Origin of the sequence: Teichococcus aerophilus, assembly GCF_014490485.1 — a bacterium.
Taxonomy (GTDB): Bacteria; Pseudomonadota; Alphaproteobacteria; order Acetobacterales; family Acetobacteraceae; genus Pseudoroseomonas; species Pseudoroseomonas aerophila.
Window position 1 is genome coordinate 85,051 of record NZ_JACTVA010000011.1, and the last position, 21,069, is coordinate 106,119.

At 71.4% G+C, this 21,069-nt stretch carries 17 protein-coding genes and 1 tRNA gene; 4 read left to right on the forward strand and 14 right to left on the reverse strand.

Annotated features, from left to right (window positions below; translation table 11 throughout):
- Positions 1–119 precede the first annotated feature (119 nt).
- The 3 genes from IBL26_RS08790 to IBL26_RS08800 all read right to left on the reverse strand — a co-directional run bounded on the left by IBL26_RS08790 (position 120) and on the right by IBL26_RS08800 (position 4,084).
- The gene (locus IBL26_RS08790) at positions 120–452 is read right to left on the reverse strand and encodes a hypothetical protein (RefSeq protein WP_187784099.1); all 333 of its coding nucleotides are present in this window, start codon (positions 450–452) and stop codon (positions 120–122) included.
- 150 nt (positions 453–602) lie between these two features.
- Entirely contained in the window at positions 603–1,634 is a 1,032-nt protein-coding gene (locus IBL26_RS08795; RefSeq protein WP_187784100.1) for an aspartate-semialdehyde dehydrogenase, read from the reverse strand.
- 131 nt (positions 1,635–1,765) lie between these two features.
- Entirely contained in the window at positions 1,766–4,084 is a 2,319-nt protein-coding gene (locus tag IBL26_RS08800) for a methyl-accepting chemotaxis protein (protein ID WP_187784101.1), read from the reverse strand.
- Between the two features lie 55 nt (positions 4,085–4,139).
- Here IBL26_RS08800 and IBL26_RS08805 point away from each other — a divergent pair, with 55 nt between their 5' ends.
- Both IBL26_RS08805 and ypfJ read left to right on the forward strand, forming a co-directional pair.
- A complete protein-coding gene (locus tag IBL26_RS08805; protein WP_367615396.1) occupies positions 4,140–4,604 on the forward strand; it encodes a DUF1489 family protein in 465 nt (154 codons plus the stop codon).
- Between the two features lie 793 nt (positions 4,605–5,397).
- Positions 5,398–6,282: a KPN_02809 family neutral zinc metallopeptidase gene (gene ypfJ, locus IBL26_RS08810; protein WP_187784102.1), complete on the forward strand. Its 885-nt coding sequence runs from the start codon at positions 5,398–5,400 to the stop codon at positions 6,280–6,282.
- Between the two features lie 490 nt (positions 6,283–6,772).
- On the opposite strand, the gene IBL26_RS08815 is transcribed toward ypfJ, so the two are convergent.
- The 11 genes from IBL26_RS08815 to IBL26_RS08865 all read right to left on the reverse strand — a co-directional run bounded on the left by IBL26_RS08815 (position 6,773) and on the right by IBL26_RS08865 (position 19,732).
- Complete coding sequence (locus tag IBL26_RS08815; protein ID WP_187784103.1) at positions 6,773–7,753, reverse strand: hypothetical protein; 981 nt, start codon at positions 7,751–7,753, stop codon at positions 6,773–6,775.
- Between the two features lie 232 nt (positions 7,754–7,985).
- Positions 7,986–8,513 carry an NADH-quinone oxidoreductase subunit B family protein gene (locus IBL26_RS08820; protein WP_187784104.1) on the reverse strand — a complete coding sequence of 176 codons (528 nt, stop codon included), beginning with the start codon at positions 8,511–8,513 and terminating at the stop codon, positions 7,986–7,988.
- 185 nt (positions 8,514–8,698) lie between these two features.
- Positions 8,699–10,228 carry a hydrogenase large subunit gene (locus tag IBL26_RS08825; protein WP_187784105.1) on the reverse strand — a complete coding sequence of 510 codons (1,530 nt, stop codon included), beginning with the start codon at positions 10,226–10,228 and terminating at the stop codon, positions 8,699–8,701.
- On the reverse strand, positions 10,225–12,111 hold the full coding sequence (locus tag IBL26_RS08830; RefSeq protein WP_187784106.1) for a proton-conducting transporter transmembrane domain-containing protein: 1,887 nt from the start codon (positions 12,109–12,111) through the stop codon (positions 10,225–10,227). The genes IBL26_RS08825 and IBL26_RS08830 overlap by 4 nt, the downstream gene beginning before the upstream one ends.
- Positions 12,112–12,121: 10 nt before the next feature.
- Positions 12,122–12,769 carry a hydrogenase-4 component E gene (locus IBL26_RS08835; RefSeq protein ID WP_187784107.1) on the reverse strand — a complete coding sequence of 216 codons (648 nt, stop codon included), beginning with the start codon at positions 12,767–12,769 and terminating at the stop codon, positions 12,122–12,124.
- Entirely contained in the window at positions 12,766–13,722 is a 957-nt protein-coding gene (locus IBL26_RS08840; protein WP_187784108.1) for a formate hydrogenlyase, read from the reverse strand. The genes IBL26_RS08835 and IBL26_RS08840 overlap by 4 nt, the downstream gene beginning before the upstream one ends.
- Entirely contained in the window at positions 13,719–15,623 is a 1,905-nt protein-coding gene (locus IBL26_RS08845; RefSeq protein ID WP_187784109.1) for a proton-conducting transporter transmembrane domain-containing protein, read from the reverse strand. The genes IBL26_RS08840 and IBL26_RS08845 overlap by 4 nt, the downstream gene beginning before the upstream one ends.
- A gap of 900 nt (positions 15,624–16,523) precedes the next feature.
- Entirely contained in the window at positions 16,524–16,922 is a 399-nt protein-coding gene (locus tag IBL26_RS08850) for a protein-tyrosine phosphatase family protein (RefSeq protein WP_187784110.1), read from the reverse strand.
- An 8-nt stretch (positions 16,923–16,930) separates the two neighbouring features.
- A complete protein-coding gene (locus IBL26_RS08855) occupies positions 16,931–17,800 on the reverse strand; it encodes a CDP-alcohol phosphatidyltransferase family protein (protein WP_187784111.1) in 870 nt (289 codons plus the stop codon).
- A complete protein-coding gene (locus IBL26_RS08860) occupies positions 17,800–18,510 on the reverse strand; it encodes a phosphatidylserine decarboxylase (RefSeq protein WP_187784112.1) in 711 nt (236 codons plus the stop codon). Before IBL26_RS08860 ends, IBL26_RS08855 begins: the two co-directional genes overlap by 1 nt.
- A gap of 55 nt (positions 18,511–18,565) precedes the next feature.
- Positions 18,566–19,732 (reverse strand): LysM peptidoglycan-binding domain-containing protein, encoded by a 1,167-nt coding sequence (locus IBL26_RS08865; protein WP_187784113.1) that lies wholly within the window; start codon positions 19,730–19,732, stop codon positions 18,566–18,568.
- A gap of 286 nt (positions 19,733–20,018) precedes the next feature.
- On the opposite strand from IBL26_RS08865, the gene IBL26_RS08870 reads away from it, so the two are divergent.
- Positions 20,019–20,095, forward strand: a tRNA-Pro gene (locus tag IBL26_RS08870).
- A 192-nt stretch (positions 20,096–20,287) separates the two neighbouring features.
- On the forward strand, positions 20,288–21,046 hold the full coding sequence (locus IBL26_RS08875; RefSeq protein ID WP_187784114.1) for a TorF family putative porin: 759 nt from the start codon (positions 20,288–20,290) through the stop codon (positions 21,044–21,046).
- Positions 21,047–21,069: the final 23 nt, after the last annotated feature.

The following is a 21,069-nucleotide window of genomic DNA, read 5'->3' on the forward strand; positions in this document are numbered from 1 at the left end:
GTGAAAGGTCAACGCGGCGCGACCGCCCTTCGTGCCTTAACCGTCATTTCCCAGACACAAACCGAACCGGCCGGAGCCTTCGCCCCGGCCGGTCCAGCCTGTTCCTGTCGAAGAGGAGCTTAGTAGCCGTAGCCACCGTTGCCCCGGTACCCGCGCGGCGGATAACCGCCATTGTCCTGGTAGCCACGGGGCGGGTACCCGCCGTTCGGGCCGTACTCGCCCCGGTCTGGCGTGGTCACCAGGCCGCCCACGGCGCCCAGGCCACCGCCGATCAGCGCGCCAGTCCCGGCATTACCGCCGGTCAGGGCTGCAACGCCCGCACCCGCGCCCGCGCCCAGCACGCCCCCACCGATGGCACGCTGGCCCGGATTCGACGGGTCCGTGCAGGCGGCGGCGCCCAGCAGGAGCGTCAGCGCGGCCGCGGTGCCCAGCTTTCCGAATGTCTTCCGCATGATGCCGTTCCTTCCGTTATGTCGTCTCAACGCGGGAAGGGTCGGCGGGATGCCGGACGAAAATGGGGCGGCGCGAAGGCCGCGCCGCCCCAATCCAACACAGAAGCGTGAGGACGTGACAAGGCCGCGCCCCGCCTCGCCCGCTCCGGTTCAGGCCACCGCGCGCGCCAGCAGGCCCTGCCGCACCAGTTCCTCGGCGATCTGCACGGCGTTGAGCGCCGCGCCCTTGCGCAGGTTGTCGCCTACACACCAGAAGGCCAGGCCATGCGGCACGGTGGTGTCGGCGCGGACGCGGGAGACATACACGCTGTCCTCGCCCGCGATCTCGATCTGCGTGGCGTAGCCGCCGTCTTCCCGACGGTCGAGCACGGTCAGGCCCGGCGCCTCGCGCATCGCATCCCAGGCCTGCTCGACCGTGATGGGGCTCTCAAACTCCACATTCACCGCCTCGCCATGGCCGATGAAGACCGGCACGCGCACGGCGGTGGCCACCAGCTGGATGTCGGGGTCGAGGATCTTGCGGGTCTCGACGGCCATCTTCCACTCTTCCTTGGTGAAGCCGTCATCCATGAACTTGTCGATATGCGGGATGCAGTTGAAGGCGATGGGCTTGGTGAACTGCTCCGGCGTCGCCGCATCGTTGACGTAGATGCCGCGCGTCTGGGTGAACAGCTCATCCATCGCCTCCTTCCCCGCGCCGGAGACCGACTGGTAGGTGGAGACCACCACCCGCTTGATGCGCGCCACCTCGTGCAGCGGCTTCAGCGCCACCACCAGCTGGATGGTGGAGCAGTTCGGGTTGGCGATGATGTTGCGCTTGCGGAAGTGCTTCAGCGCCTGCGGGTTCACCTCCGGCACCACCAGCGGCACGTCGTGGTCCATGCGGAACTGGCTGGTGTTGTCGATCACCACGCAGCCCGCCGCCGCCGCCTTCGGCGCATGCACGGCCGAGACCGCGGCACCAGGGGAGAACAGGCCGATATCGACGCCCTTCCAGTCGAACGTCTCCAAGTTCTGGACCTTCAGCACGTCCTTCTCGCCGAAGGAGACCTCCCGCCCGGTGGAGCGGCCGGACGCCAGGGCGATCACCTCGCTGACGGGGAATGCCCGCTCAGCGAGGGTCTTGAGCATCTCGCGCCCCACATTGCCGGTGGCGCCGACGACCGCGACCCTGTAGCCCATGATGCGCTTCCTTCTTCCCGTGACGGGGCAAAAACCGGCCCGCACTAGCGCCGAAACGACGGCCGCCGCAAGGAAATGCTGGGCGGCCTGGTCGTGCCCGCCGGCTCAGGCCAGCGCGGCGGGCGCCGGGTTCAGCGCCGCACCGCCTGCAGGAAGGCGCCCGAACGCTCCCGCAGCACCCCGGCCTGCCCGGCCAGTTCCTCCACCGCGCCCAGCATGCCGCTGGCCGCGCTGCCGGTTTCCGCCGCCACCTGGCGGACGCGCGCGATGCGCTGGCTGACGGTACCGGTCGCCTCGGCCACCTGGGCGGCGCTGCGGGCGATCTCCTGCGTCGCCGCCCCCTGCTCCTCCACCGCGGCGGCGATGGCGGTGGCGATGTCGCTGGTCCGCTCCACCGTAGTGCCGATGCCGCGGATGGCCTCCACCGCCTTACTGGTCGCCGCCTGCATGCCGGCGATCTGGCCGGAGATCTCCTCCGTCGCCCGCGCCGTCTGCCCGGCCAGGTTCTTCACCTCGCTGGCCACCACGGCGAAGCCCTTGCCGGCCTCCCCCGCCCGCGCCGCCTCGATCGTTGCGTTCAGCGCCAGCAGGTTGGTCTGCCCGGCGATGTCGTTGATCAGGCTAATAACGTCGCCGATGCGCGCCGCGCTTTCGGACAGGCCGCGCATGGTGGCATCCGTCGCCCGCGCCTCCTGCACCGCCTGCCCGGCCACCGAGGCCGATTCGCTGACGCGGCGGGTGATCTCGACGATCGAGGCCGCCATCTGCTCGGCCGCCGCCGCGACGGACTGCACGTCCGCATCCGCCCGCCCGGCCGCCTCCGCCACTGCCGAGGCCTCCTGGCCCGACGTGGCGGCGGCATTGGCCAGCTGCCGCGCCGCCGCCTGCAGCTCGGCGGTGCGGTTGGCCACGCCGTCCACGGCGCCGCCCATCTCCACCTCGAAGGTATCGGCCAGCTTCGCCTGCTCGGTCACCATGGTCCAGACCAGCATGGGGCCAAGATAGGCGCCGTCCTTGTCGCGGATGGCAGAGGCATCCAGGTCCATCACCTGGTCCGCCACGCGGATGCGGGCGTGGTACGGCAGGCGGCTGCCATCGGCCAGCAAGGCGCGCTGGTGCTCCGGCTTGCGGTGGAAGATGTCCACGCTCTTGCCCATCACCTCGTCCGGCGCGCAGGGCAGAATCTGCGGCACGGCGCGCAGGATCTTCAGCATCTCGGTGTTCATATAGTCGATGCGGAACTCGTCGCGTGGGTTGCAGCGGATGATGCCGATCGGCAGCTGCTCGATCATCTGCCGCTGGGCGAAGGCCTCGCCCACCGTGCCGCGCAGCTCCTCTACCGCCTCGGCGATGATGCCGATCTCGTCCCGCCGGCCACGATCCGCCACCGTCACCGCCGCGTCGCCCTGGGCGATCCGCTGCAACACGGCGGAAAGCCGCCGCAGCGGCGTGCCCACCGTCCGCGCCGTCGCCCAACCGGAGAGCACCAGCACCAGCGCCACCAGCCCGGCCACCATCAGCGCCTCGCTCCGCGTGCTCTCCAGCACCGCCTGGCGCTGGCGCTCATCCGCCTCCACCTGGGCGGACAGCAGGCGCGCCGCCTGTGCCATCGCGCCTTCCAGCGCCTCCCGCGCCGGCTCCACCTTGTCGGCGCGCAGCACCGTGGCGCCTTCGATCAGCCCGATCAACTCGTTGGAGACAGCGGCCAGTTCCTCCACCGTGGTCACCAGCCGGCCCAGATCCTCGCTCAGCCGGGTGGAGACCTCGACGCCGCGCACGCCGCGCCCGTGCACGCGTTGCTGCGCGATGGCACGCCGGACCCGCCGCGCCTGGTCCGGCTCCTCCGCCGCCAGGTAGCGCTGGATGCTCATCCGCAGATCGCCAACCGAGGCGTGGTAGGCCAGCAGGCGGGTCCGCAGATCCTCCTGCCGCTCGGCGCCACTGACCTCGAAAGGCAGGTTGCTGATCACGCCCTCGAATTGCTGGTCGTAGGTGCTCAGGGCGTTGAACAGCCGTCCGTCCCGCAATTGCAGCATGCGCTGCCGGCCCTGCATCCCCTCCCCCAAAGCGGCGGCATAGGTGGCGGAGAGCGGCAAGGCGGCCTCGATCATCCGCGCCGCCCCGGTCCGTCCCGCCACGTCGGCGGCCTGGCGCAGCCGTTGCCGGGCGGCCTCCAGGCTCTCGCTCGCCTGGTTGGCGGCGGGGGCGAATCGGGCGCTGGTCTGTGCGGTGGCGGCGGCCAGGGCGCGCACATCGGCCCGCACCGCCTCGGTCAGCGCCGCCTGCAGAGTCTCGTTCGCCTGGGAGATGGTGTTCTGCGTCGCGTTCAGCGCCACCACGTCTCCGATGCGCGCCTGGGTCCGCCATGCCTGCCCGCCGACCAGCATCAGCGCCAGGCCAGCGGCCAGCGCCAGCTTCATGCCGACCGACAGATTGAGGAAAAAGCGCATGGACGGCCCCCCGGATTCTCTGCCGTGCATTCTGCGCGACCGACTTTAAGCAACAGTGAAGCTTGCGGCCCGCGCGGCGCGGCGGCAGATGCGGGGGGTGCTGCACCTCATCAAGCTTTCCGTCGGCCCGAAGGACGTAGGCGCGCTCCGCGTCATCCAGGAACGCCGCGTGCAGGCGGACCCGCCCCTGCGCCACCTGACCCGCATGATGCCGAAGCGGGCGGAGGAATTGCTGGATGGCGGCTCCATCTACTGGGTGGTGGCCGGGCTGCTCTGCGTCCGCCAGCGGCTGCTGGATATTCGCACCGAGCCGGGCAAGGACGGCACCGACCACGCCGCGCTGATCCTCGACCCAACCCTGGTGCCAGTGGAGGCGCGCCGCATGAAGCCTTTCCAGGGCTGGCGCTACCTTGAGGGCGGTGCGATCCCGCCCGATATCGGCGCCGGCACCGTGGCCCAGGGCATCGAGGACCTGCCGCCGGCGCTGCTGCGGGAATTGAAGGCCCTCTGCCTCCTCTGAACCGCGCGGCGCGGTGGCTGCCGAAGGGACCCTCCAGCAAAGACCCACGGGCAAGGCCCGTTGCTGGGACGCCGCCGCTGGCCACATCCCACGAAATCTCGCCATGCCGCGACGCCCTGGCTTGCCAGATGCCAGCGGCGGGACCGGCCAATATCCGCCTCTAAGTTACGGTTAATTCAGCGCCGGCCCATCGGCTGGTGAGGTGGGACACCGCATGGTGCTGGTTATGGAGCGGCGCGCCACACGGCCACCGCCCCACCAGTTTCGGCGGACCGCCTCTTCCCGGCAGGCGGAACGTCGATCGGCCGAGCCTTCGTGGCAGGCCTCTGGGCCGGCTGGAGCAATCCAGCCGGCCCTCTTTTATGGCGGCCCAGGACAGGCCCTCCCACCAATGCCGGTTTTCCCCGCAATACCGCCGCCGAGGCTCTTGCCATCGCACCCTGATCCGGCACATCCCGCTGCAACCAAGACCTGCGTCTTGGCGTTTTTGTTCGATTGTTACGGTGATGGAGCATGTTGAGCAGGAAGGCGTATGTTGGCCCCGGACCGATGGCGGCCTGACCGCATGATCCAGGCCGCATCCGCATCGCCCCGGGCAGGCAAAGCCGGCCCCGACCGCGTGGCCGATGCTGCCGGCGATGCCGCGACCAGCGATCACGCGCCGCGTTCCGCCTGCATGCTGCTCGCTTCCCGTGCTTCGACCCGTGGCGACCATGCACTTGTATTGGACCGCATGTTGCACGCCCCCGGCACTCTCGCCGGGCGCGGCCATGCTTTGGAATAAGAGGCGATCATGCGGCTGGATGGCCCCGAGAGTAACAATGTCGAAGACCGGCGTGGCCAAGGTGGCGGCTTCGGCGGGCGGCGCGGCGGTGGCATCGCCGTGGGCGGGCTCGGCGGCGTCGCCATCCTGGTGATCTGCCTGTTCCTGGGCATCGACCCGTCGATGATCCTGGGCGACGGCTCCTCCCCCACCCCGCAGACCCAGCAGAGCCAGACGAGCCGCCAGGCCAGCCCGGATGCCGAGGCCGGCCGGCGCTTCGCCGCCCAGGTACTGGGCGAGACCGAGCAGGTGTGGCGGGAGCAGTTCTCGCGCCTCGGCCGCCAGTACCAGGACCCGACGCTGGTGCTCTACAGCGGCGCCACCCAGTCCGGCTGCGGCGGCGCGCAGGCGCAGGTCGGGCCGTTCTACTGCCCGGCGGACCAGAAGGTTTACATCGACCTGGACTTCATGGCCTCGCTGCAGCAGCGGCTGGGCGCGCGGGGCGATTTCGCCGCCGCCTACATCATCGCGCATGAAGTCGGCCACCACGTGCAGAACCAGCTGGGCGTGCTGCAACTGGCCGAGCGCATGCGCGGGCAGTCGGATCAGGAGGACGGCAACGCCATCCAGGTGCGGGTGGAACTGCAGGCGGATTGCTTCGCCGGCCTGTGGGCCAAGCGCGCCAACGACGCGCGGCAGATCCTGCAATCCGGCGATATCGAGGAAGGCCTGAACGCCGCCTCCGCCGTGGGCGACGACCGCCTGCAGCGCGAGGCCGGCGGCCGCGTACGGCCCGAAAGCTTCACCCACGGCTCCTCCGCCGAGCGGGTGCGCTGGTTCCGCACCGGCCTGGACCGTGGCGACCTGGCATCCTGCAACACCTTCGCCGGCCTGCCGGCAGGCAACCAGCCCTGAGTCTGTGCCGGGGGGGGGCCGCCCGCCCCCCCTTGGACATGGTTGGCTGGCCGTGTGGGGCACAGACCTTCCCATGGAGCGCCTGAGGGTTTTGTCCCGGCCCTGGAACCGATCGACATTCGGCTTCGGGCGGGAAGAAAGGTCAGGGGAAAGAATTCCCCTGAAACCCCTTCTTTTTTCTGTCAGTTGGTGCGTGGGCGGGATTGGTAGTGCGGCCATGAGCGACAGCACGACGCAGCTGGAAAATGTGACGGATGACCTAAAAATCCCTGATTCTATTGAGGATTATTGGAGCGGCCGTCGGCAGAAAAACTGTTGGATTACACGCTTACGCGTAGGTCGATAACAGACTCCAGGCTCAACCTTCAGCCTCACGCCGCCATGGCCTGCACGGGCTGACGCCTCCATAGCCACCGTAAAACAATCGCAGAAAAAAGATGGGGTCTGGGGAATTCCTTCCCCAGCCTTCCTGCTTCAGCACGCGCTGCTGTCAGAACGACAGTGAAATTCCCAGGCTCCACCCCGTCACCCGCTCCCCCACCAGGGCGGAGGCGCGCAGGCTGACGCCTTCCAGGCCGCGCAGAAGCGTGTCGTCTTCCAGTTCGATGCCGCCGCCCAGTTCGGCGAAGCTGTTGAAGCCCAGGGCGTTGCGGTGGCGGCCCATCATCCAGGTGCCGCCGGTGAAGGCGATCCAGCGCAACGGGTAATCCAGCAACGTCATTCCCGTCGGTCCCTTCACCTCCACTTTGGCGGTGCTGGCGGTGAAGCGGTTGGTGGATTCCAGGCTGGGGTCGCTGGCGCTGTAGTTGATGTCGGTGATGCGGTTGTAGCGCAGGCTGGCGGTCAGGTTGGTGTCGGGCGCGATGTCCCGGATGTGCTCCAGCATCAGCCCGCCGCCCAGCAGGATGCTGTCGATCTGCACATCCGCCAGAACGCCGCGCGTCGCTTCCTGGAAGGCGGCGGCATTGGACCCGAAGAAATGCGTATCGCTCTCGATGCGTGCATAGCCGCCCATCAGGATCGGCCGCAGCACCGTCCGGCTTCCCAGCGGGATATCCAGCCCGACGCCGGCCAGGCCGGAAAAGGTGTTGAAGCGCAGGTTGGCGTAGGTGGGCAGGCCCGGCGTATCGCCCAGATAGGTGTTCTGCCGCGCGTTGAGGTAGCTGACCGTCAACTCGGCATAGGGCGCCACGCCGGCCAGCAGGCCGCTCTCGAACGGTGCGAAGTTCTGGCTGATGGGGATCTTGTAGCTGTTCAGGTCCATCTCATCGCCATTGTAGGTGGCGGCGCTGATGCCCGGCGTGCCGCCGAAGATGCTGAGGGCCTGGAAGCCGCTGGCGAAATCGCTGGCCCGGGCCTGGCCGCGGAATACGTCCCGCAACGATTGCGCCTGGGCGCCACTGGCCGCCAAGCAGCCCAGCAACGCGGCCCCCAGCCAGCTGCCCGCCATTCCGCTCAACCGTGGCGCCATGGCCGATCCCCACCCCGCGCCATGCTGGCCACCGCTGGCGGTGCACCGGCCCGGGCCCTGTTATCCGGCGTGATTCCCGCCCCCGGCCTGGTCCGGCCGCTGGCGACCACCCCTTCCCCGCATTGGCGCCTGGTCCGCTGGCCGGGCGCGTCGTTACCGCCATCAGCGCATAAACATTACGATTCGATCAACCCATCTGGGCAGACCAGCCGGGCTTCAGCAGTGGCGCCGGCTAGCCCAGGCTGGCCTGGGCTTCCAGCAGGGCCAGCAATCCCTCCAGCACCAGCGTCGGCGCGGGCGGGCAACCGGGCACCACCAGGTCCAGCGGCAGCACCGCGTTCACGCCGCCATCCTCCACCGCGTAGCTGCCTTGGAAGGGACCGGTGCCGCCGGCGCAGTCGCCCACCGCCACCACCCATTTCGGCTCCGGCATCGCGGCCCAGGCGCGCTGCAGCGCCTCGGTCATGTTGCGGGTGGCCGGGCCGGTGACGAGCAGGATGTCGGCCTGCCGCGGCGTGGTGACGAAGTGCAGGCCGTAGCGCTCCATGTCATAGGCGGCGCCGGCCAGGGCGCGGACTTCCAGGGCACAGGCGCCGCAGCCGCCGCTCTCCACCACCAGGATACGCAGGCTGCGCCCGAGGCGCGTCTGGCCGGCGGCGCGCATCCGCTCCGCCAGCGCGGCCACGGTATCCGGATGCGGTGCGGGCGCCGTGGCGTGGGAACGGTGCAGCAGGCTGCGGGCGAGCTTCGGCCACAGCATCGTTCAGGCGTGCCCCGTGCCGGAAGCCGACGCAGCAGCGGCCGGGATGCCGCCGGCAGCCACCGTCCCCTGCCGTGCACCCCATGACGGGGTTCCAAGCCCGGGGCCGGCAAGATGGCACGCCACAAGCGCCCTGGCAGTCTGGCCGGGACGCGGCATGGGCGTGGCGGGGCCGGGACGTTGCTTCATAGATCCACCCCGTGGCTGGAAGGGTTGAGTGAGGCGCGGCACAGCGGCAGGTCCGCCACCGCCTGGCCCTGCATCGCCGCTTCCAGCAGCGGCCAGAGCGGCCAGGAGGCATCGCGGGCGAAGCAGGCGCGGATCAGCCCGGCCTCGTCCAGCGTCAGCCAGTGCAGCGCCTCCCCGCGATGCGACTCGACCATCCCGGTACCCTCGCCCGCCTGCACGGGCAGCGACACCAGGGTCGGGCCCGGCTCCAGCCGGGCCAGCGCGGCACGGATCAACCCCAGGCTCTCGACGATCTCCTGCAGCCGCAGCCGCAGCCGCGCATCGGCATCGCCGGTGGCGTGCCCCGGCACGCTGAAGCCGAGCGAGGGATACGGCGCATAGGGCGCGCCCTGCCGCGTATCGAAGCGCCGGCCGGCGGAGCGCCCGGCAACGCCACCGGCAGCCAGCAGCGCCACAGCGGCGGCCGGCGTCACGGCGGCGGCGCAGATACGGTCCTGCAGGCCGGCATGGGTCTCGTGCACTGACTGGAAGGCGGGCAGTTCCTCCTCGATCACCACCAACGCCTCCAGCATCGCCTCGGCCCCGCTGGCGGCGATGTCGATGGAGACGCCGCCGGGCACCACGCGGTCCAGAAGCAGCCGCTGGCCGAAGGCCAGCTCGTTGGCGTGCAACAGCCGCTCGCGCAGCACCAGACTGCGGGCCTGGGCCCAGCCGAAGCCGGCGGCGGCGCAGGTCTCGCCCCAGTCCAGCAAATGGTTGCCGATGCGCTCGGCCTCCGCCATCACGGCGCGCAGCAGTGCCGCACGGGGCGGCGCCGGGGTGTTGGTGGCGGCCTCGGCCGCCAGGGCGAAGGCCCAGGCATGCGCCACGGTGGCATCCCCTGCCAGCCGCGCGACCAGCCGGGCGGCGGCGCGGGGGGACTTGCCGTGCATCAGCGCGAACAGGCCCTTGTGGCCGTAGCCCAGCCGAGCCTCCAGCCGCAGCACGGTGCCGCCGCGCAGATGCGCCCGCAGATGCGCCGGGTTGCCACCGGGCAGCACGGGACCCAGCGGGTACTGGAACACGTCCTCCGCATCCATGGCGCCCTCGACCGGCAGGAACACGGGCTGCGGCGGCTCGCCCCCCTGCGCCACCGGGCGGGCGGAGAGCGGGCGGGCCAGCGGCCAGCGGCCATGGTCCAGCCAGGGGCGGCCATCGGTGCCGCCCTCGGCCAGCAGGCCCCACAGGTCCGCGATCGTCCGCTCGAACCACGCCGCCATCGGCCGGGCGGGGGAGAGCGCGGGATAACGGCCGGCGGGCACCGGGGTGCTGGCCAGCAGCAGCCGGCCCCGCCCCAGCTCATGCCGGTCGTCATGCGCCAGGAAGGCGACGTGGATCATCCCGGGCTCGGCCCACAAGGCCAGCAGGTCCAGCTCCGGCTCCTGCCGCAAGGCGGCCGGCAGGGCGGCCCAGGCGCTGGCCTCCAGCAGGTGGCGGCCTGGCGCGACCAGCGGCGCGGCCAGGATCAGGCGGGTGGCGGCGTTCATCCGGCCACCTTCGCCGCTTCGGCCAGCAGGGCGGCGAGCGGGCCGGGCAGGAACAGCCCCAGCGCCAGCAGCGCCAGCAGATGCAAAAGGATCAGGATGGACACCGCCTCGCCTCCGGCAGGGTGGAGGGGCACGGCCTCCTCCGCTTCACTGGCGCGGATGGCGGCCAACGCATGTGCCCGGGCGCTGTCGGGCAGGCTGGGCGGCAAGGCCGGGGCATCCAATGGCGTCGGCTCCGGCGCGGGGGCCTGGGGGTCCGCCAGCGTCTCGGCGCGGGCCTGGGCCGGCGGGTTCACCCGCAGGCCGCTTGGCAGTTCCGCCCGAAGCCCGGCCGGGCTGGTCGCCGGGGCATCGTCGCCCGGCGGAGCGGCGTGCCCGGCCGTTGCGATACCGGAGAGCGCGCCTGCCGCCGGCTGAAGGGTAGGCTCGCGTCGTGTGCCTTCCGCTGCCCTGAAGCGATGGTCCGGGGAGGGGTGGAGACGCGCACCCTCCTGCGTGCGGGGGCGGGCAGCACCTGCAACGTTTGTCCGTGCGCCCTCAGGCGCCGGGCCGAAGCACAGGCCGCGCAGCCGCGCCAGCGTGGCGATGGCCAGCGCCACCAGCCCGATGCCGAGCGGCAGCGCCATCCACGGCAAGCGCGCGACCGCCTGCTGCACCAGCAGGAACTCGCTGACGAACTGCGCCAGCGGCGGCAGGCCGGCCAGCGCGCCCAGCGCCGCCGCCAGGCCCCAGCCCAGCCGGGGATCGGTGGTGGCCAGGCCGGACAGCGCATGCATGCCATCCGCCCCGCCACGCAGGGCGGAGGCCCGGGCGATGGCGAAGGCGGCGGCGGACAGGGCCAGGGTGGCGGCCATCATCTGCAACAGCCCGGCCATCACCGCCGGCCCGCCCAGCCCGAAGGCGAAGGCGGCCAGCCCGGTCTGGCCGATGGCGCAGACGGCCAGGAAGCGCCCGACCTGCCGCTGGCGCCACAGCGCCGCCGCGGCAAAGCCAATACCGGCCAGACCGGCCAGCAGCAGCAACACGCCCGGCGGCAGCCAGGCCGGGTTCAGCGACGCCACCGCCTGGGCCCGCAGCACCGCCAGCAGCGCCGCATTGCCCAGCAGGGCGCAGGGAATGGCCATCAGCGGCGTCGGTGCCTCAGCCTGCGCATCGGGCAGCCAAGCGTGCAGCGGCACGAGGCCGGCCAGCACGCCGTAGCCGGCCAGCAGCAGCACGAATCCCAGGGTCAGCAGGCCGCTTTCAGCCTCCCGCCCCACGCGCAGCATGGCGTCGAAGGACAGCGCATTGGCATCGCCGGTCAGCGGCTGCGCCGCCATGGCCAGCACCATGGTGCCCAGCAGCGCCAGCCCGGCGCCGGCACCGCCCAGCAGCACCGTCTTCCACGCGGCGGCCAAGGCGGCGGGGCCGCGCGTCAGCGCCGCCAGCATCGCCACGGTCATCACCGCCAGCACCAGCGCCATCCACATCACTGCGAAATCGTCCGCCAGCACGGCCAGATGCGTGGCGCCCAGCAGCAGCTGGTAGCCGGCGGTGAAGGCGCGCGCCGTGCCCTCATGCGGCGGCAGCACCGCCAGGGCGACGGCGCCGCTCAGCCCGACCAGCGCCGCCAAGAGCAGCAGCGGCAGGTTCAGCGCTTCTGCCCGTAGCAAGCCGGTCGCCTCGGCCGGCAGTGCCAGCAGCACGGTCGCCGCCACCAAGGTCAGTGCCGCGACGCCGACATTCACCCAGGCCGCAACGCGCGGGGCCGAGAGGGCGGAGAGCACTGCCGCCCCCAGCCATGGCAGCGCCACCACCAGCCAGGGCAATGCCCAAGGGGAGAGCAAGGTCACGGCCCAGTCGGGCAACGCGCCGGAGGCCAGTATGTCGGACCAGGGCATCATGGGCGCGGCCTCATCCGGCGTCCCCGGCCGGCGGGCGCATGGCCAGGAAGGCGGTGACGGTGGAGAGCGGCACCGCCATGGCCACCAGCACCACGGCCGGCAGCAGCGGCAGGCCCGGCGTGGCCAGCACGCCCAGCAGCGCGCCATTGACCATGCCCGCCAGGCCGATCGCCTGCCCCAGCGGGTTGTGCCGTGCCGCCATGACCAGCAGCCCGAGCAGGATGACGGACAGCGAGAGCACCAGGTCCTCCCGCATGCCCATGGCGGCGCCGGAGGTCACCGGCAGCAGCGCCAGCACCGCCAGCAGCACCAGGGCGACGCCCGCCGCCAGCCCGACGCCCGGCCGGTGCGCCGCGGCGACCGAGATGCCCTGCCGCAGCCCCAGCCGCCGCACCCATTCCCGCAGGGTCAGCGGCAGCAGCAGCCCCTGCCCCACCGCCACCAGCCCCGCCACCAGCAGCAATTGAGAGGTATCGCGCAGCGCTGCGTGGCACAGCGCCACCAGCGCCAGCAGCCCGCCCTGCGCCGCCAGCCCGTTGATGGCCGGCATCGGCCGCCGCCGCACCAGCAACATGAAGGAGAGCAGCAGCACCGCGCCGCCCAGCAGATGCGCGAGGCCGGAGACGGACAGGCTGGACCAGATGCTTTCCAGGCTCATGCCACCCCCGCCGAGAGAAACAGCCACACCACCCCCAGCAGCGCCAGCAGCAGCGCGGCGGTCAGCAGTTCCGCCAGCCGTGCCGCGCGCAGGCGGGCCAGCCGCGCCTCGGCCACCGCCAAAGCGAGGGTCAGCAGCAGCAGCTTCACCGGCCACAGCAGCAGCGCCAGCAGCCAGCCCAGCGCGCCGCTGGCCGCGCCCGCCATGCCGAAGGGCGCGAACAGCCCGACCAGCAGGGACAGCCAGAATACCAGCCGCAACGCCGACTGCATGCGCCACAATGCCAGATGCCGGCCGGAGGCTTCGGGGACGGAATCGTCCCCACCATCGCCAAGTGCTTCCGCCGCCGGGTCCCCCGCCGGCAGCCGGCCGGTCTCCGCCAGCGCCACCGCCAGCAGCGCCAGCGCCAGCAGGCCGAGCGGCACCCGGAAGGCCGGGACGCTTTCCCGCAGGGACTGGGCGATGCCATCCGCGCCGGTGGTGCCGGTCAGGATGGAGAAGCCCATCGCCGCCAACAGCAAGGTCGGCAAGGTCAGCCCGGCGAGGCCCATGCCCCCGGCGGCGGCCAGCCCGCCCGTCGCTGTGCCGGCATCCAGCGCCGCCAGTGCCCTGGCGGCACGGGCCAGCGCCAGCAGCCCGGCCAGCACGACAAGATCGGTCAGGGAGGAAAGCGCCATGCCATGCGCGAAGCCGGGTGCCAACAGCACCGCCGCCAGCATGGCCGCGAAGCCCAGATAGGGCGCGATGGAGGAGATGCCGGAGGCGCTTTCCGCCACCACCGGCTGCTTGCGCAGCAGGGCCAGCCAATCCAGCGCCGGCTGCAGCGGGTGCGGGCCGTGGCGGCCCTGGAAGCGCGCGCGGGCGGAATCCAGCAACCCGGGCAGCAGCAACGCCGCCAGCAGCACCAAAACCAGATGCAGCAGTTGGGCGAACAGGCCGAGAGGGAGCGTCACAGGCCGCCACTCCCCAGCCAGGCCAGCAGCACCAGCAACGCCGCCACGGTGCCGAGGCACAGCCGCAGCGCCCGCCGCGCCGCGCCACCGCCGGGCAGGGAGAAGCGCCAGCGTGGCAGCGTGGCCGCCCAGCGCGCCGCCTGCGGCCAGGGCCAGCGCGGCATGGCCGGCAAGGGCGGACGCATGGCGGTGGCCAGGCTGGCGGCACCAGGCTGGGTCGCCGGGTCGCCGAAGGGGAAGTGCGCCGGCGGGGCGATGAAGCCGTCATCCCACAGCGGCACCGTGGCATGTGCCCGCGGCGAGGCCTGGCGCATCGCGGCGCCGACGATGCCGAGCACCACGGCCAGCAGCAGGCCGACCGCCAGTGGCGTGTAGTCCGCCGCCGCCGGGCCGGGGCTGACGCTCAGCAGGCCGAGGTCGGGCGCGCCGCCATGGCCGGTCAGCAGCAGCAGGGCGGGCTCGGCCAGGCGCAGCAGCGGCCCGGGCAGCAGGCCCAGCACCACCGCCAGCACCGCCAGCGCCACCAGGATGCCGCGCGGCAGCGGCGCCGCTTCCTGCGCGCCCAGGGTGCGCGGCGTGCGTGGCCGGCCCAGGAAGGTCAGCCCCCAGAAGCGCAGCAGCGCCGACGCCAGCGTGGCGATGGCCACGCCCAGTACCGCCACCGTCAGCACCACAAGGATCTGGAAGCCCAGCACCCCCACCCGCCACGCGGCGAACAGCGATTGCAGCAGCAGCCAGCCGCCGGCGAAGCCGGACATTGCCGGCACCAGCGCCGCCGCCGCCACGCCCGCCAGCGCGGCATAGGCCACCACCGGCATCGGGTGCACCAGCCCGCCCAACCGGTCCAGCTGGCGGGAACCGGCATTGTGCGCCACCTCCGCCGCCGCCAGCCACAGCAGGGCCAGGAACAGGATCTGCGCCAGCAAATGCAGCAGCGCCGCACCGCCCGCGACCGCCGCCAGCGCGCCGAGATCGGCGGCACGGAAGCCGGCCACCACACCGAGCGCCACAACGGCCAGCCCCAGGTGATGCAAGGCAACACCGGACAGCAGCCGGCCGAGCTCGACCTCCCGCAACGCGCGCAGGGCGCCGGACAGTGCCGCCAGCGCGCCGCCCACCACCAGGGGCGCGCCCCACCACAAGGGCTGCGCCGGGCCGCTGACATCGAGCAGCAGGCGCGCCAGCACGTACAGCGCCAGCGCCGGCATGCCGCCGCCTACCAGCACCAGCGTCGGCCCCGGCGGCAATGGTGCCAGCAGCGGCAATACCGCGCGGGCGCCGGCGGCCAGCAGCACCAGCAGCAGCACCGAAGCGGCCTGCGCGCCTTCCGGCGGCACAGCCCGCAGGCCAGCGAAGGAGAGGTCGCCGGTCAGCCCGGTCATCAGCCCTACCGCCACGGCCAGCGCGGCGACGGAGAGCAAGGTGGCCAGCAGGTCCCGCCAACCGGTTTCCGGCCGGTCCCGCCAGCCGCCCTCGGCCGAGAGCAGGGCATGGGCGGCGAAGCCCGCGAGCGCGAAGCCCAGCAGCAGCCCGAAGGCGTCGGCCGCCAGCACGGTGAACGCCATGCTGCCCAGCAGCAGCGGCCACAGCATCAACCGGCGCGGCGCGACATCCCCCCAGCCCCAGCCGGCAAGACCGCCCAGCAGCCCCGCCACGCCCAGCAGCAACAGGAACCAGGCCGAAAGCCCATCCGCCGCCAGGCTCAGCGGCGCCCAGGGCGGCCCGAACGGCAGCAACAGCGGCGCTGCCCCACCTTGCGCCAGCGCCGCCACCGCCAGCATGGCCAGCAGCGCCGACAGCACGGCCACGCCGCCCCACACCGCCCGCGCACGCCCAGCCGCGCCCAGCACGGCCAGCGGCGCCAGCAGGGCCAGGATTCCGGCCAGGAGAAGCGTGATCACGTGCGCCCTCGCCCAAGCCAGGCGCCCAGGGAGAGGGTACGGATGCCGCAGAGGGGGCTGCTCATGCCATCAATCCAGCCGCGCCGCGGACGGCCGGCGGTCATGTGAAGCGGCATGCGGCCACATCCCCAGGCAAATCCCGCCCCCAGCCACGGCCCGGCGGCCCCGACCGCCAGCGGTGGAGCGTGACCCGGTCATGGGTCGGCCTGGGCGGCGGAAAGGACGCGCAAGAGAAACACGGAATGCTGGCCCTGCGTGGAAGCCGTTGCGGAACGTCAGGAAGAGCCACGCGTTGCGCGGCATCATCCCAGCGATATCTGTCTGGACAAAGGCTACCGCGCCTTTGGCCGGCATGGCAGCCGGCCTCGGCCAAGGAAGTGCAGCGGGCATCACCCTGCCATTGTGACCACATCGCCAAGCCGCCGCCAGCGGGCCTGAGGCTCAACAGGACGTGTCATCGCAGGCGGTGGATCAGGACTGGACGCGGGATCTGCACGGCCTCTTTCGCCGAGTGCAAAAGCGCTGGGTGGCAGGCGTCGCGGGATGAGAGGGGCGCTGCCCCCTCGCACTCGCCGCGCCAAAGGCCTGAGGCCTTTGGAAACCCTTGCTCAGGTTCTGAAATGCAGCTGGCATTCCATCAATACATTGATTCAAATGCCGTATCATCTCGCCAGCGCTCAAACGGAAAGGCGCTGCCGGACATATCGCGGGTGCAGGGGATCGTATCTCCTACCGGGGGAGTTCGAGGGGGCGGCGCCCGTTCAATTACTCTCCATGCAATGCGCCTCGACCAGGGCGATAGACGTCAGCCAGTGAGAATTCGCCACTCCGCCTAGCTTGCGAAACCGTGGACGAGCGACGCGAGCCAGGAGGACCAGCGACCCCGCCCCGCTCTCCAGGTCATCCTCCGGCGTGAAGCACCGCGTGGCGGGCAAACTCTTCCTGGGCTGCTGTCTCGATGGCCCGGCTGTCGTAGTGGCGGCGGACCCAGGTGACAGGGTCCTCCGCGATGCCGGAGAGGCGGACGAGGCAGGCCATGACCGTCCCGGTCCGCCCCAACCCGGCGCGGCAGCCGATATAGACCGGGCCGTGCGGCAGCTCGGCCAGGATGGTGGCCAGGGCGGCGCGCAACGGCAGCAGCTCCGGCAGGCCAAAATCGGGGATGGGAAGAAGAAGCTGGGACTGAGCGGCGTTGGAAGCACGCGCTTCGAGGCAGACGCCGAAGACGGCGGGCGGGCAGGCCTCGAAAGGCCCGCCGCCCACCCAGGCGGTGCCGCCGCCAGGCAGCGGCAGGGGCACCGTGCCGATCAAGGGGCTTCGGTGGCCTCGGTCGCGGGCACGGGCTGGATCAGGTCCTCCGCCTCCCGCTTCAGGCGGATGTAGGAGAGGATGGAGAACGGCACCATGCCGATATAGATCAGCCCGGCCGCGGCCAGGGCGGCCCAGGGCTCGCCCACCAGCAGCGCCGCGTAGGCGCCGACGGAGATGAGCAGCGGCAGCACCACTTCGCGCCGCACCTTGAAGTTCTTGAACGACCAGGTCGGCAGGGTGCTGACCAGCATCAGCGCCACCACCACCAGCAGCAGGCCGACAAAGGCCGGGTGGCGCACGCCGTAGGCCATCTGGGTCCAGCCCCAGCCTTCGAATGCGAGCGACAGGAACATGGGGAACAGCGCCAGGCCCGCGCCGGCCGGGGCCGGGACGCCGGTGAAGAAGCTCTGCGCATAGGCCGGCTTGGGTGCCAGCCCGACATCCAGCGCCGCGTTGAAGCGGGCGAGGCGCAGCGACATGCAGACGGCGAACAGCACGCAGGGCACGAAGCCCACGCCCCGCCAGGTCTCCATGCTCCACATGTACAGGATCATGGCCGGGGCCACGCCGAAGGAGAGGAAGTCGGCCAGGCTGTCGAACTCGGCACCGAAGCGGCTGGTGGCCTTGAGCAGCCGGGCCAGGCGCCCGTCCAGCCCGTCGATGATGGCGGCCACCATGATCATGGCCGCCGCCGGCTCCCACCGCTGGTCCAGTGCGAAGCGCATGGCGACCAGCCCGGCGCAGAGGCCGAGCATGGTCATGATGTTGGGGATCAGCTTGTTGAAGGACTGCCCCTGGAAACGGGGTCGCCGCCTTGGCGCGAAGCGAAAGCGGCGGCGAGGTTCTCCGGAGGCGGTCTGTTGCATCAGATTCCCGTATCGGTGTGCAGGACAGGCTGGGCGGCGGGCACCATCTCGGCGATCACCGTCTCGCCACCGATCATCAACTGATGCTCGGCCACCAGGGGGCGGACGCCCTCCGGCAGGTACAGGTCGGTGCGGCTGCCGAAGCGGATGATGCCGAAGCGCTGGCCGCGCTCCAGGCGGTCCCCTTCCTTCACGTCGCACAGGATGCGGCGCGCGATCAGGCCGGCGATCTGCACGACGGCGATCTCCTGCCCATCCGGAAGGCGCATGGCGAGCGCGTTGCGCTCATTGTCGATGCTCGCCTTGTCCAGGCTGGCATTGAGGAACTTCCCGTGGCGGTAGGCCACGCGGGTCACAACGCCGTCCACCGGGCTGCGGTTGACGTGCACGTCCAGCACCGAGAGGAAGATGGCCACCCGCCAGCGCGGGTTGGGGCCGAGGCCCAGCTCGTCCGGCGGCACGGCGGGGCCGACCATGACCACGCGGCCATCGGCCGGCGCCACGAACAGGCCGGGGCGTGTGGGCACCACCCGTTCCGGGTCCCGGAAGAAGTAGAGGCAGAACAGGGTAAAGGCAGCGCCCAGCCAGAACAGCCAGGTGCCGAGGGCGATGCCGCCGGCCACCGCCACAGCGGCGCCACCAATGATGAAGGGCTTGCCGGCCGGATGCGGCTTGGCAACGACCAGACGAATGCTTTCGATGAGCGCCATGATACCCACGGTTATGGTCCGTCACGCCCGCCGGAACAACCGGCGGGCGGCCTGCTCAGGGGGTCGGAAGCGTAAAAATCTGCCCGGGGTAGATGCGGCCGGGGTCGCGGATCTGGTCCGAATTGGCCTTGTGGATGACCGTGTAGCGGATGCCGCGCCCATAGGTGGTACGGGCGATGCGCCACAGGCTGTGCCCCGGCTGCACCACGATGCGGTCCGTGCCGGGGGTGGCGTTGGCCAGCGCGGCGGGCGTGGCGGCGGCATCGCGCAGGAAGGGCACTTCCACCCGCGCCACCACCCGCCCCTGCGGCCCGACCTGGTCCACCCGCAGCATGTGCTGGCCGGGGGACGGCGCCGTGGCGGGGCTGAAGGTCCAGCGGCCGCCAGCATCGCTGGCGGCATCGCCGGCATGAAGCTGGTCGATATACAGCCGCATCGGCTGCCCGGCGGGGGCTGAGCCGGCGAAGCGGATGCCGCCGGCCTCGTCGTAGTCGACGATGTCCAGGCTCAGCCGGCCGGCCACGCGGTCGGTGCCTTGCAACACGCGGGGCGGGGCGGTGGAGCCGGCGGGGGGCAGCAGCACCGCCATGGCCTGGCCGGTGGCCTCGGGCCGCGCGGCGCCGGCTTCGGCGGGGCCACGGCCCGGCGCCTCCGGCACCATCACCACGACGGATTCGCCGCCGCGCTGCGCCTGGCCGGCGGCGTCCCGCGATTGCAGGGAGAGCTCGTGCGTCCCGGCCGCCAGCGGCGCGTCGGGTACGATGACGAACTCTCCGCGCGAATCGGCACGTGCACGGCCGAGCTCCCGACCCTGGTCCCGCAACGTGACTTCGGCCCCCGGGGTGGCACGACCGGCGACGACGGTGCCGCCGGTGGGGGCGATGCGCGCCACGTCGAAGCGCGGCCCGTTGGCCGTGGGCGCGGCCTCTCCTGTCCGGCCCTGTGACGCCGCCGGGCTGGCGGTGCCCGGTGGCGTCACGGCCGCGTTGGCGGGTGGCGACGTGGTCGCGTTGGCGGCGGCGGGGCCCGTGGCATCAGCCCTGCCAGTGTTGGCGGAAGGGACCTCGGCGCGCGGGGAAGTGGGGGCGGTAGAATTCGGGGCAACCGGCGCACGCGTATCCTGGGCAGGCTGCATCCGGCCGGCCTGCCACGCCATGCCGCCTGCCGCCGCCAGCACGGCCACCCCAACCAGGGCCACGCCCGTATGCTTGCGCTCAATCATGGTAGTGGAACATTACCCTTCAGGATCGGTGAAGAATGATACCTTCACCTTCCCGAGAGCAAGCCCGCCGGCCCGATCCGTGCTTTCATGACGAATCGTCCTTCATCCCCTGCGGCAAGGATGTCGCCATCCTTGCCAGCGCGCAGCAGGTGAAGGTCCGCTGCCGCGCCAGGCGCACAGGCGTGCGCCATGACCTTGGCGGCGCCGCCCCGCATGATTTCTCGCTTCACCCACTTGCCGGGCGCTGCGGGCGGGGATATACGCCGGCCCTGCCTAGCCGGAACGGCGGAGCGTAGCTCAGCCTGGTAGAGCACTGTGTTCGGGACGCAGGGGCCGGAGGTTCGAATCCTCTCGCTCCGACCAAATCGGTCCGGATGGGCAAGCCCCGTTTCCCCCTGCGAGGGTGGGAAACGGGGTTTTTTCTTGGCCGCGTGGCGGTCTTTATGCCGCCTTGATGCGCTGGCCCGACAATCCACACAGAAAAGTTGCACGATTTTTGCTTGGTACGCTTCACCAACGGGTGCACGGACGCATCCGGCGGAAGGAAACCTGCCGATGAAGCCTAGCCTGGCTCTTGCCACTTCGCTCTGCCTGGGCGCCGCCGCGCTCAGCGCGCCCTCCGGCCCCGCCATGGCGCAGATGGCGCTGGGCGACAGCGGGCTGACCCTGACGGTGACGCCGGCCATCGCCAGCGATTACCTGTTCCGCGGCATCTCCCAGACCCGCAACCGCCCGGCCGTGCAGGGCACGGTGGACCTGCAGCACGACAGCGGCGTCTATATCGGCGCCTTCGCCAGCAACGTGACCTTCCCGGGCAGCAATGCGCGGCAGGAGCTGGACCTGGCGGCTGGCTACCGCTTCGAGGTCGGCGGCGTCTCGGTGGACCTGGGCGGCGTGTTCTACACCTACCCCGGCTACAGCAAGCCGACCGGCAGCTACGAGTACAATTATTTCGAGGCCATCGCGAAGGCCAGCTACACGCTGGACCCGGTGAAGTTCCTGGCCACCGCCGCCTACTCGCCCGATTTCTACTTCGAGAGCGGCTCGGCCATCTACCTGGAAGGCGGCGCGGACGTATCCCTGCCCGGCGCGTTCACCCTGGCCGGCCGCTTCGGCTACCAATGGATCGACCGCAATACCCGCTACGGCGCGCCGGACTATGCCAACTGGTCCGTCGCCGTCTCGCGCGAAGTGTTCGCGGGCTTCACCCTGACCGTCGGCTACTACGATACCGACCTGTCCAAGACCGAGTGCTTCGCCGGCACCAAGCTGTGCGATGCGCGCGCCATGGTCACGCTGAGCCGCGTCTTCTGACGTGGAGAGAGGGAGTGCTCCGG

Excerpts from the sequence above, each read along its gene's own strand:
- IBL26_RS08790 (WP_187784099.1), bottom strand. The coding sequence starts at position 452 with ATGCGGAAGACATTCGGAAAGCTGGGCACCGCGGCCGCGCTGACGCTC.
- IBL26_RS08795 (WP_187784100.1), bottom strand. The coding sequence starts at position 1,634 with ATGGGCTACAGGGTCGCGGTCGTCGGCGCCACCGGCAATGTGGGGCGC.
- IBL26_RS08800 (WP_187784101.1), bottom strand. The coding sequence starts at position 4,084 with ATGCGCTTTTTCCTCAATCTGTCGGTCGGCATGAAGCTGGCGCTGGCC.
- ypfJ (WP_187784102.1), top strand. The coding sequence starts at position 5,398 with ATGCGGCTGGATGGCCCCGAGAGTAACAATGTCGAAGACCGGCGTGGC.
- IBL26_RS08815 (WP_187784103.1), bottom strand. The coding sequence starts at position 7,753 with ATGGCGCCACGGTTGAGCGGAATGGCGGGCAGCTGGCTGGGGGCCGCG.
- IBL26_RS08820 (WP_187784104.1), bottom strand. The coding sequence starts at position 8,513 with ATGCTGTGGCCGAAGCTCGCCCGCAGCCTGCTGCACCGTTCCCACGCC.
- IBL26_RS08825 (WP_187784105.1), bottom strand. The coding sequence starts at position 10,228 with ATGAACGCCGCCACCCGCCTGATCCTGGCCGCGCCGCTGGTCGCGCCA.
- IBL26_RS08830 (WP_187784106.1), bottom strand. The coding sequence starts at position 12,111 with ATGATGCCCTGGTCCGACATACTGGCCTCCGGCGCGTTGCCCGACTGG.
- IBL26_RS08835 (WP_187784107.1), bottom strand. The coding sequence starts at position 12,769 with ATGAGCCTGGAAAGCATCTGGTCCAGCCTGTCCGTCTCCGGCCTCGCG.
- IBL26_RS08855 (WP_187784111.1), bottom strand. The coding sequence starts at position 17,800 with ATGCAACAGACCGCCTCCGGAGAACCTCGCCGCCGCTTTCGCTTCGCG.
- IBL26_RS08860 (WP_187784112.1), bottom strand. The coding sequence starts at position 18,510 with ATGGCGCTCATCGAAAGCATTCGTCTGGTCGTTGCCAAGCCGCATCCG.
- IBL26_RS08865 (WP_187784113.1), bottom strand. The coding sequence starts at position 19,732 with ATGATTGAGCGCAAGCATACGGGCGTGGCCCTGGTTGGGGTGGCCGTG.
- IBL26_RS08875 (WP_187784114.1), top strand. The coding sequence starts at position 20,288 with ATGAAGCCTAGCCTGGCTCTTGCCACTTCGCTCTGCCTGGGCGCCGCC.